This window comes from Stutzerimonas stutzeri SDM-LAC (assembly GCF_000235745.1).
GTDB classification, from domain to species: Bacteria; Pseudomonadota; Gammaproteobacteria; order Pseudomonadales; family Pseudomonadaceae; genus Stutzerimonas; species Stutzerimonas stutzeri_H.
In genome coordinates this window covers 20,254-28,712 of the sequence record NZ_AGSX01000148.1, presented here as the reverse complement: position 1 = coordinate 28,712, position 8,459 = coordinate 20,254, and the positions used below count along the sequence as shown (strand labels likewise).

At 60.9% G+C, this 8,459-nt stretch carries 11 protein-coding genes and 1 other RNA gene; 6 read left to right on the top strand and 6 right to left on the bottom strand.

Features of this window, described 5'->3' with window-relative positions:
* Positions 1-25 precede the first annotated feature (25 nt).
* On the bottom strand, positions 26-1,003 hold the full coding sequence (locus PSTU_RS0115470) for an NADPH:quinone oxidoreductase family protein (RefSeq protein ID WP_019341933.1): 978 nt from the start codon (positions 1,001-1,003) through the stop codon (positions 26-28).
* Between the two features lie 177 nt (positions 1,004-1,180).
* Here PSTU_RS0115470 and PSTU_RS0115465 point away from each other — a divergent pair, with 177 nt between their 5' ends.
* On the top strand, positions 1,181-1,585 hold the full coding sequence (locus PSTU_RS0115465) for a flagellar basal body-associated protein FliL (protein ID WP_019341932.1): 405 nt from the start codon (positions 1,181-1,183) through the stop codon (positions 1,583-1,585).
* A 26-nt stretch (positions 1,586-1,611) separates the two neighbouring features.
* Here the strand turns inward: PSTU_RS0115465 and PSTU_RS0115460 are convergent, their stop codons facing one another.
* On the bottom strand, positions 1,612-2,061 hold the full coding sequence (locus PSTU_RS0115460) for an EVE domain-containing protein (RefSeq protein ID WP_019341931.1): 450 nt from the start codon (positions 2,059-2,061) through the stop codon (positions 1,612-1,614).
* A gap of 195 nt (positions 2,062-2,256) precedes the next feature.
* On the opposite strand from PSTU_RS0115460, the gene PSTU_RS21845 reads away from it, so the two are divergent.
* Positions 2,257-2,406 carry a hypothetical protein gene (locus PSTU_RS21845; protein ID WP_167369763.1) on the top strand — a complete coding sequence of 50 codons (150 nt, stop codon included), beginning with the start codon at positions 2,257-2,259 and terminating at the stop codon, positions 2,404-2,406.
* A gap of 56 nt (positions 2,407-2,462) precedes the next feature.
* Here the strand turns inward: PSTU_RS21845 and PSTU_RS0115455 are convergent, their stop codons facing one another.
* From PSTU_RS0115455 to PSTU_RS0115445, 4 genes are all read right to left on the bottom strand, one after another.
* On the bottom strand, positions 2,463-3,089 hold the full coding sequence (locus tag PSTU_RS0115455; protein WP_019341930.1) for a 5-formyltetrahydrofolate cyclo-ligase: 627 nt from the start codon (positions 3,087-3,089) through the stop codon (positions 2,463-2,465).
* A gap of 6 nt (positions 3,090-3,095) precedes the next feature.
* Positions 3,096-3,274: non-coding RNA, 6S RNA (gene ssrS, locus PSTU_RS21385), on the bottom strand.
* Between the two features lie 33 nt (positions 3,275-3,307).
* On the bottom strand, positions 3,308-3,622 hold the full coding sequence (locus PSTU_RS0115450) for a cell division protein ZapA (RefSeq protein ID WP_019341929.1): 315 nt from the start codon (positions 3,620-3,622) through the stop codon (positions 3,308-3,310).
* A complete protein-coding gene (locus PSTU_RS0115445; RefSeq protein ID WP_019341928.1) occupies positions 3,619-3,828 on the bottom strand; it encodes a TIGR02449 family protein in 210 nt (69 codons plus the stop codon). Before PSTU_RS0115445 ends, PSTU_RS0115450 begins: the two co-directional genes overlap by 4 nt.
* A 124-nt stretch (positions 3,829-3,952) precedes the next feature.
* Between PSTU_RS0115445 and PSTU_RS0115440 the strand changes: the two genes are divergently transcribed.
* From PSTU_RS0115440 to PSTU_RS0115425, 4 genes are all read left to right on the top strand, one after another.
* Positions 3,953-4,507, top strand: a complete 555-nt coding sequence (locus tag PSTU_RS0115440; RefSeq protein WP_019341927.1) for a YecA family protein — start codon at positions 3,953-3,955, stop codon at positions 4,505-4,507.
* 13 nt (positions 4,508-4,520) lie between these two features.
* Positions 4,521-5,852 (top strand): Xaa-Pro aminopeptidase, encoded by a 1,332-nt coding sequence (pepP, locus tag PSTU_RS0115435; protein ID WP_019341926.1) that lies wholly within the window; start codon positions 4,521-4,523, stop codon positions 5,850-5,852.
* On the top strand, positions 5,853-7,034 hold the full coding sequence (ubiH, locus tag PSTU_RS0115430; protein WP_019341925.1) for a 2-octaprenyl-6-methoxyphenyl hydroxylase: 1,182 nt from the start codon (positions 5,853-5,855) through the stop codon (positions 7,032-7,034).
* Positions 7,035-7,193: 159 nt separating this feature from the next.
* Positions 7,194-8,414 carry a 2-octaprenyl-3-methyl-6-methoxy-1,4-benzoquinol hydroxylase gene (locus tag PSTU_RS0115425; protein ID WP_019341924.1) on the top strand — a complete coding sequence of 407 codons (1,221 nt, stop codon included), beginning with the start codon at positions 7,194-7,196 and terminating at the stop codon, positions 8,412-8,414.
* The last annotated feature ends 45 nt before the right edge of the window (positions 8,415-8,459 follow it).

The following is an 8,459-nucleotide window of genomic DNA, read 5'->3' as shown; positions in this document are numbered from 1 at the left end:
CCCGCGGGTAGTGGCTCGACCGCGCCTAGCGCACTTTTACCACCAGCTTGCCGACCGCCTTGCGCTGCGCCAGCGTAGTGATCGCGTCTGCGGCCTTTTCAAGCGCGAAGGTCTGCGACACCAGCGGTTTGAGCTTGCCCTCGGCGTGCCAGGCGAACAGCTGCTTGAAGTTGGCGGCGTTGTCATGCGGCTGGCGTCGGGCGAAGCTGCCCCAGAACACCCCGATCAGTGACGCGCCCTTGAGCAGCGGCAGGTTGGCTGGCAGCGATGGGATCTCTCCAGCGGCGAAGCCGACTACGAGCATGCGGCCGTTCCAGGCGATGCTACGGAATGCCTCTTCGAACAGCTGGCCGCCTACCGGGTCGTAAATCACATCCACGCCCTGGCCCGCAGTGAGTTCCTTCAAGCGCTCCTTGAGGCTGGTCTCGGTGTAGTTGATCAGCTCATCGGCGCCTGCCTGCCTGGCAACCTCAAGTTTTTCGGCTGTGGAGGCTGCTGCGATCACCTTTGCTCCCATCGCCTTGCCAATCTCCACGGCGGCCAGCCCAACGCCGCCCGAGGCGCCCAGCACCAGCAAGGTTTCGCCTGGCTGCAGGTTGGCGCGTTGTTTCAGCGCATGCATCGAGGTGCCGTAGGTCATGCTGAAGGCGGCGGCGGTATCGAAATCCATCGTCGGAGGAATCGGCAGGACGCTGTCCCCAGGTACCGCAACCTGCTCGGCAAAGCTGCCCCAGCCGGTCAGCCCCATGACTCGGTCGCCTGTCTTCAGGTGCGTGATATTTTCGCCAACTGCAGCGACGACGCCTGCAGCTTCGCCGCCTGGGGAGAACGGGAAGGGCGGCTTGAACTGATACTTCCCTTCGATCATCAAAGTGTCCGGAAAGTTAACGCCCGCGGCATGCACGTCGAGCAGCACTTCACTCTTCTTGATCTGCGGGCCGTCGATTTCTTCGATGACGAGATTTTCGGCCGGGCCGAACGCTTTGCACAGGACAGCTTTCATCGGGTTACCTTTGTTGTTGGGAATGGGGCCAAGGCCGCTATTGCGCTTCGGTCAGTCTAGGAGCCTGCCCGTCGGGCGCAACAAGCATGGTCCGCCCTGATGGCAGGCCATAAGGCCGGGCTTGGGTCCGTGCCCGACACTGGTTATGCTGGGGGTCGTAACGTTCGGAGCTGTCTTGTGAAACGTATTTTCTGTCTGTTGTTCGTTCTGGTTATGGCTCTGCCGGTTGTTGCCGAAACGTCTGATACCGACGCTGCTGCTAAGAAAACCATCTATTACGCCCTGGTACCTGCGCTGGTGGGTAACTACGGTTCGGAAGGTCGGCTGAAGTATTACAAGGCCGACATTGCGCTGCGTGTCAGTGGGGCTGAGGCGGAGGCGAAGGTCAAACACCACGAGCCGTTGATTCGCAACCAGCTGGTCACGCTGTTTTCACAGCAGACCGATGCCAGCATCGGCACGGTCGAAGCCAAGGAGGCGCTGCGTCAGGAGGCGCTCAAGCAGGTGCAGGCGGTTCTGACTCAGGAAGAAGGCCAGCCACTAGTGGACGATCTGCTGTTCAACAATCTGATCGTGCAATGAGCTGGACCCGCTAGCACGGGGCCGTCTCAGCGCATGGCCAGTATCGCGTGCCATTCGTCTTCGTTGACAGGCATCACCGAGAGCCGGCTGCCCCTCTGCACCAGCGGTATCTGCACGAGCGCCGGTTCTGCTTTCAATCGAGGCAGCGCGATGACGGATCGCAGGCACTCGACGAAGTCGACATCGACCGCACTCCAAGGATTGGTCCCGCCGTGGGTCCGGGGATCGAAATAGGGGCTATCGGGGTCCGTTGCAGTCGGGTCGGGGTAGGCAGTGCTTGCGATACGGCCGATGCCAGCAATGCCGGGCGTGGCGCAGCTGGAATGGTAAAAGAAGAAGCCATCCCCGACGGCCATCTGTCGCATGAAATTGCGTGCCTGGTAATTACGCACACCATCCCAGCGACTCCTGCCAAGTTTCTCCAGGTCTTGGATGGAAAATTCGTCCGGCTCGGACTTCATCAGCCAGTACGGCATGATCTTTGCTCTCTGCAATTTGCTTGGAAGGGTTCTCGAACGCGAAATCCCCGACAGTCGGTCGCAGCGCTGGTTTGCGCTGGGCCGAGGCATGACGGAGAATGCCGCGCTTGAGGTTGGCCGTGTTGAGTCTGAAAACCACAACGATACTGACTCGACGAACGATTATTCGCCTGGCAGGGGGAGGCGAAAACTATGAAACGTAAACCAGATATTCTTTGGGTCCTGGTGCTGATTTTCGGTCTCGGCGTGGTGACTACAGGCTATACCCAAGGATTGTGGGAACGACCGGACGACATCTCTTCGGCAGTTCCGGTCAGTCACTCGCAACAACTTCAGCGCTGAGCTGATTCGCCGCACGGATGCGGCCTGCTACCACGCTCTGATGCGTTCGCTTATTCCTATCCGTTTTCCTTCTGTCCCGCTTGGTTCGCATACCAACCTTCATCTGTCACCGTAGCCTGCAGGCGGACATCCCAGCTGGCCAAAGGAAGACGATCGACCTTCTGGCACTCGTGAGCTAGCCCTAATAGCGTCGGTTTGTGACAATTTTTGCGCCTGCTGCGATATGCCAGGCTGCGATCGTAAAATCCGCCGCCCATGCCCAGGCGTCCGCCGCTTTCGTCAAACCCCACCAAAGGCATTAGCACAAGATCAAGCGTCCAGATGCGTCGCTGCCTTGCCGGGTGAAACACGGGCTCTGCGATACCAAAGCGATTCGGCTTCAGTCGTTGCTTTGGCATGATTCGTTGAAAGACCATGCGTGTCGGCGGCCAGGCGTTGACGACCGGCAGGTAGGTCGCCTTGCCTCGTCGCTGTGCTTCAAGCATTAACGGGCGAGGGTCGATCTCGCCATCATTCGGCAAGTACAGGGCGATATGACGAGCACGACGAAAGATCGGGTGCTGGGCAAGTTGTCGGTAGAGGTCTAGTGCTGCCCGACGCTGCTGGGTCGGAGACAGCTTGCGGCGCGCCTGGCGCAGTTGGCGTCGCAGCGCCGGGCGCGAAAGGCCTTCGGCTACGATCATAAGATGAGGCTCCCCAGCATGCCGCTGCCCGCGTAGGCCCTTGAACCCGAGAGTTCAAGGTGGCGACTACAGAGTACCTTAAGGCTTTCCGTCAGGCGGACATGCACACCGGCACTACGTGTAGCCTCCATGGTGTTGCTTATCGGGAGAGGGTCATCGCCGACTGGCGAACATGCCAGGGAGTGGGCGGGATTATAACGCAATCTGCCTGCCGTTCATCAGTTGCCGGAAGGGTTTGGATCGGCGGCCAGGGCGCTGTCGACCCTTTCCAGCAAGGTGCGAACGTGCTCGCGCGCGCTGTTTGCTTCGGCATCCAGGCGGTCATGCTTGTGCAGCAGTTCGTGAGTGATATTTAACGCAGCCATGACCGCAACGCGATCGGCGCCGATGACTTTGCCGCTGCTGCGGATCTCGCGCATTTTGCGGTCCAGATAATGCGCGGCACCTTCGAGATTGCTGCGCTCTTCGGACGGGCAGGAAATACAATATTCCTTGTCCATAATGTGCACGGTAACGGTGTTCGGCTGGGTCATGAGTCCTGCTCCAGGGCTTTCAGGCGCGAAATCATTGATTCGACCTTCACACGGGCCATTTCGTTCTTTTCAATCAGATGGGCGCGCTCCTCGCGCCACGCCTGCTCACTCTGGCGCAGGAGACGATTCTGTGCCTTGAGTTGCTCGGTGCGCTGAATCAACTGCTCCAGCTTGGCGGTCAGCAATTGCAGGTCGGCGTCTTCCATGGGATTCCCGGGTCAATGGCGCGAGGGCTGGGTGGGCCGGCTTCGATGGTCTTGGCTCGTATGCCGATGCTAGGATACAAGGCCTTCATTCTAGACATTAGCGCCTCTGCGCGCCTAGCTACCAATGCCCATTCAGAACTCGCCTTACGCTGCTTTCGCTACATTGCTGGCCAGCAGTGCCCAACCCGTCACACCCGCCGAGCTGCATGGCCTTTTGCTCGGGCGCAGTTGCGCCGGCGCTGGCTTCGACGCCGAATCCTGGCTGATCGATGCGGTCGAGCTGCTTGGCGCTGAACCTGACGAGCCGGTGCGCCAAGCGCTCCTCGGACTTCAGGAAATGGTCAAAGGCGAACTCGCCGGCGATGACATTGCCATTGTGCTGCTGCTGCCCTCCGATGATGCACCGCTTGCCGAACGCGCACTCGCGCTGGGGCAGTGGTGCCAGAGCTTCCTGGCCGGCTTCGGACTGATCGCCGGTGACCGTGCGCTGAGCGGCGAGGCCGTCGAAGTTCTGCAGGATATGGCCGCCATAGCGCAGATACAGGATTCGCTGGACGAGTCCGAGGACGGCGAAAGCGACTACATGGAAGTCATGGAATATCTACGCGTCGCGCCCTTGCTGTTGTTCACCGAGTGCGCCAAGCCCGTGCCGCCGACACCCAAGCCCTCCCTGCATTGAGGACCGTCTGTCCATGACCCGCATTCCCAGGACCGAATACGTTCGCCGGCGCAAGGCGCTGATGGCGGAGATGGAGCCCAACAGCATTGCCATTCTGCCGGCAGCGCCGATGTACATCCGTAATCGAGACGTCGAGCATATCTACCGACAGGACAGTGATTTTCAGTATCTATCGGGATTTCCCGAGCCTGAGGCTGTTATTGCGCTGATTCCGGGCCGGGAACACGGCGAATACGTTCTGTTCTGTCGGGAGCGTGATCCTGCACGGGAATTGTGGGATGGCCTGCGCGCGGGCCAGGACGGCGCGATCGCCGAGTACGGCGCTGACGATGCCTTTCCCATCGGCGATATCGACGACATTCTTCCCGGACTGATCGAGGGGCGCTCGCGCGTCTATTACGCCATCGGCAGCAATCAGGAGTTCGATCATCGTTTAATGGAGTGGATCAATACCATTCGCTCCAAGGCTCGCCAGGGCGCGCAGCCGCCGAATGAGTTTGTCGCGCTTGATCACCTGCTGCACGACCTGCGCCTGTACAAGTCGGCGAACGAAGTGAAGGTGATGAAGCAGGCGGCCGAGATTTCTGCACGTGCCCACATCCGTGCCATGCAAGCCAGTCGGCCGGGGCTCTACGAATACCACCTGGAAGCTGAACTCGATTATGAGTTTCGCAAGGGCGGGGCGAAAATGCCTGCCTATGGGTCAATTGTCGCGGCCGGCAAAAACGCCTGCATTCTGCATTACCGCGAGAACGATGCCGTACTCAAGGATGGTGACGTGGTGCTGATCGACGCCGGTTGTGAAATCGACTGCTACGCCAGTGACATCACCCGAACTTTTCCGGTCAACGGCCGCTTCTCGCCCGAACAGAAAGCGATTTACGAGCTGGTGCTGGCGGCTAATGAAGAAGCCTTCAAGCACATCGCACCCGGTAAGCACTGGAACGAGGCCCACGAGGCGACCGTGCGGGTTATTACGGCCGGGCTGGTTGAACTGGGGTTGCTCCAGGGTGACGTCGATGAATTGATTAGTGCAGAAGCCTACAAACCTTTCTATATGCATCGTGCCGGTCACTGGCTGGGAATGGACGTGCATGACGTTGGCGACTACAAGGTTGGCGGTGAATGGCGCGTGCTCGAGCCAGGCATGGCAATGACCGTCGAACCGGGCATCTATATCGCGTCTGACAATCAGGACGTAGCGAAGAAGTGGCGCGGCATCGGCGTGCGCATCGAAGATGACGTGGTGGTGACTCGCAACGGTTGTGAAATCCTCACTGGCGGCGTGCCCAAGACCGTCGCCGAGATCGAGGCTTTGATGGCGGCTTCCGTCGAGGTCGCGTAGATGGCTGCGCTGGCGATCATTGGAGGCGGGCTGGTTGGTGCCAGTTTGGCGTTGGCCCTGCAACGTGGCGCGAAAGCGCGCGGTTGGACGATTGAGCTGATTGAGCCGTTCGAGCCGGGCAACGACTACCAACCCAGCTACGATGCACGTTCCACTGCGTTGTCCTACGGGACCCGGCTTATCTATCAGCGCTTGGGCGTATGGGATCAAATTGCCGAGCGTGCAGAGCCGATCACCGATATTCATGTCTCCGACCGTGGTCGCGCAGGTGTCACCCGGCTCGATGCAGCCAGTCAGCAGGTGCCAGCGCTGGGCTACGTTGTGGAAAACGCCTGGATCGGTCATTGCCTCTGGCAGGCACTCGATGATGATGATGTGGTGATTCGTCACTGCCCCGCCGAAGTCGAGCGCATGCGAGCCGTGGCGGGCGGCTATCAGCTGTCGCTGACTGATGGTCTGACGCTCGACTGCAGCCTCGCGGTTCTGGCCGATGGTGGCCGTTCGGGGCTACGCGAGCAGCTCGGTATCGAGATCAAGCAATCCCCTTATGAGCAGACGGCGTTGATCGCCAACGTTACGCCCGGCACGCCTCACGGCGGGCGCGCGTTCGAGCGCTTCACCGATGACGGGCCGATGGCCTTGTTGCCGCTGCCGGACAATCGCTGCGCCTTGGTTTGGACGCGCGCGGAGCGGGATGCGGCGCGGCTTGCGGCGGCTCCTGAAGCGGAGTTTCTGGACGAGCTGCAGCAAGCATTCGGCTATCGGCTCGGTGGTTTCCAGCAGGTTGGCGCGCGGCACCTCTATCCGCTTGTGCTGATCGAGGCGCAAGAGCAGGTGCGCTCTGGTCTGGTGGTGCTGGGTAATGCTGCGCACAGCTTGCACCCTATCGCCGGGCAGGGTTACAACCTGTCCCTACGCGACACCGAGGCCCTGGCGGCCGCGCTGTTGAGCAGTTCGGCGCCGCTGGGCAACCTGGGCGTGCTGCAGGCTTACCATCGGCAGCAGCGTTCGGATCAGTGGCTCACTGTGGGTTTTTCCGACAAATTGACCCAGTTGTTTGGCGATTCGGCGCGCCTTTCCATTACCGGACGAAATCTCGGGTTGCTGGGGCTGGATCTGCTGCCCCCTGCCAAGGCCTGGTTTGCACGGCAGGCGATGGGAATGGGCGTACGCGAGCGCTAGGCGTGTCTAATGCGCCGTCTCGACAAGCATGGCATGCCGGAACACTAGTATTCCAACCAGCTGCGGCCATGCTGAGCCGTAAGGCACGATGCCCGAGCGCGTCAGCGCAGGCGAGCGGACCTACCAGATAGGCAGGCTAGGCGAACAGGAGAGCAGTTAATGCAAGCGGACGTCATCATCGTTGGAGCGGGGATGGTTGGCAGTACCTTGGCCCTGGCGCTGCAGGATACTGGCCTGACCATAAAACTGGTCGACGGCGGCCCGCTGCAAGTGCAGCCGTTCGAAGCATCGGATGCTTTCGAGCCTCGCGTAAGTGCATTGTCAGCTGCCAGCCAACGGATTCTCCAGCGTGTGGGGGCTTGGCCGGGAATTGTCAGCCGACGCGCCAGCCCCTATCTCGACATGCATGTTTGGGATGGCTCCGGCACCGGTCAGATCGATTTTTCGGCCGCGGCGGTGCATGCCGGTGTGCTTGGGCACATCGTCGAGAATCGGGTCGTGCAGGATGCTCTGCTGGAGGCGCTGAAGGCCCGCGGTGGGGTAGAACTCATGGGCAATGCGCGTCTTGAGCGACTGCAGCAACGCGAGGGCGGATGGGCGCTGACACTGGCTGACGGGCAGCAACTGAGCGCCGGCCTTGTAGTCGCAGCCGACGGTGCCAACTCTACAGTCCGCCAGTTGGCCGGCTGCGAAACCCGCGAATGGGATTATCTGCATCACGCCATAGTCACCAGCGTGCGCTGTGCCGAGCCGAACCAGCAGGCTGCATGGCAGCGTTTCACCGACGAAGGGCCACTGGCATTTCTGCCGTTGCAGCGGGAGGGCGACAGGCATTGGTGCTCGATCGTCTGGTCGGTCACCGAGGCCGAGGCACAACGGCTGATGACGCTGGACGATGCTGCGTTCCGCCAGGCCCTTGGACGCGCCTTCGAATACCGCCTGGGCGAAATCGTCGAGGCCGATCCGCGGCTGTGCATCCCGCTGCGCCAACGCCATGCCAAGCGTTATGTGCAACCCGGCCTGGCATTGGTTGGTGATGCGGCACATACCATTCATCCATTGGCCGGGCAGGGCGTGAACCTTGGGTTGCTCGACGCAGCGGTGCTTGCAGAAGTGTTGCAGGCCGCTGTTGCGCGCGGTGCCGGGCTGGGCGATCCGCGGGTGTTAGGGCGTTTCGAGCGGCGGCGGATGCCACATAATCTGGCCATGATGGCGACAATGGAGGGATTCGAGCGCTTGTTCCAGGCCGACCCACTGCCGCTGCGTTGGTTACGCAACGCGGGCCTCAAGGGCGTTCAGTCACTGCCGGCAGCCAAAGCGCTGTTCGTTCGCCAGGCGCTGGGTTTGAGCGGAGATGTGCCGGACCTGGCTCGGCTCTGATCGATCGGTTGCTGGCTTTGCCATTGATGGATGCGCAAATTGTCG

Bases quoted from the DNA above. Each gene is read 5' to 3' on its own strand.
- PSTU_RS0115470 (WP_019341933.1), bottom strand. From the start codon at position 1,003: ATGAAAGCTGTCCTGTGCAAAGCGTTCGGCCCGGCCGAAAATCTCGTC.
- PSTU_RS0115460 (WP_019341931.1), bottom strand. From the start codon at position 2,061: ATGCCGTACTGGCTGATGAAGTCCGAGCCGGACGAATTTTCCATCCAA.
- PSTU_RS21845 (WP_167369763.1), top strand. From the start codon at position 2,257: ATGAAACGTAAACCAGATATTCTTTGGGTCCTGGTGCTGATTTTCGGT.
- PSTU_RS0115455 (WP_019341930.1), bottom strand. From the start codon at position 3,089: ATGATCGTAGCCGAAGGCCTTTCGCGCCCGGCGCTGCGACGCCAACTG.
- PSTU_RS0115450 (WP_019341929.1), bottom strand. From the start codon at position 3,622: ATGACCCAGCCGAACACCGTTACCGTGCACATTATGGACAAGGAATAT.
- PSTU_RS0115445 (WP_019341928.1), bottom strand. From the start codon at position 3,828: ATGGAAGACGCCGACCTGCAATTGCTGACCGCCAAGCTGGAGCAGTTG.
- PSTU_RS0115440 (WP_019341927.1), top strand. From the start codon at position 3,953: ATGCCCATTCAGAACTCGCCTTACGCTGCTTTCGCTACATTGCTGGCC.
- pepP (WP_019341926.1), top strand. From the start codon at position 4,521: ATGACCCGCATTCCCAGGACCGAATACGTTCGCCGGCGCAAGGCGCTG.
- ubiH (WP_019341925.1), top strand. From the start codon at position 5,853: ATGGCTGCGCTGGCGATCATTGGAGGCGGGCTGGTTGGTGCCAGTTTG.
- PSTU_RS0115425 (WP_019341924.1), top strand. From the start codon at position 7,194: ATGCAAGCGGACGTCATCATCGTTGGAGCGGGGATGGTTGGCAGTACC.